This is a genomic window from Mesorhizobium sp. M7A.F.Ca.CA.002.15.2.1 (assembly GCF_003998715.1).
In the GTDB taxonomy this organism is placed as follows: Bacteria; Pseudomonadota; Alphaproteobacteria; order Rhizobiales; family Rhizobiaceae; genus Mesorhizobium; species Mesorhizobium ciceri.
Window position 1 is genome coordinate 1 of the sequence record NZ_RZPI01001240.1, and the last position, 519, is coordinate 519.

Genomic DNA, 519 nt, shown 5'->3' on the forward strand with positions numbered 1-519 from the left:
GACCAATGTCACGCCGTTGCCCGCCTACGGCTCCGCCAACGCCAACACCGCCCGGCACGCCCCGCCACCACCGCAGCCGGTGCAGGACAGCATCGACGACACGCTGATGAGAGAACTTGAAGTATCGCTGGACCAGCCCCGTTCGGGCGGCCAGGTGGGCAAGCCGGCGGCGCCGCAGTCGCTCGACGACGAGATGACCAAGCTTCTCGGTGAACTCTCCAGCCAGAAGAAATGAGCGACCGCCGGGTCGCTATCCCCGCGAAACACCGTCGCCGGTCCGGCTGCCGAACCACCTCGTCCGAAGCCCCGAGGGTTTTCGATCTTCGCGCGCCCTGAGCGGTGGATGCCGCACCAATGAAAATGGCCGGAAAACCGGCCATTTTCAGAATCGAGTTCGTTCGAGACAGCCGGCCGTGAGCTTCAGTCGTCGCGATAGACTTTTTCGCGGCGCTCATGCCGCTCCTGCGCTTCGATCGACAATGTCGCGATCGGACGTGCATCGAGCCGCTTCAGCGCGAT

Annotated in this window: 2 pseudogenes; one reads left to right on the top strand and one right to left on the bottom strand. The window is 64.4% G+C overall.

Going from position 1 to position 519, the window contains the following annotated elements:
* Positions 1–235, top strand: a pseudogene (locus tag ENZ74_RS33880) (hypothetical protein); the annotation flags it as partial.
* 185 nt (positions 236–420) lie between these two features.
* On the opposite strand, the pseudogene ENZ74_RS33885 reads toward ENZ74_RS33880, so the two are convergent.
* A pseudogene (locus ENZ74_RS33885) lies at positions 421–519 on the bottom strand (RNA polymerase-binding protein DksA); the annotation flags it as partial.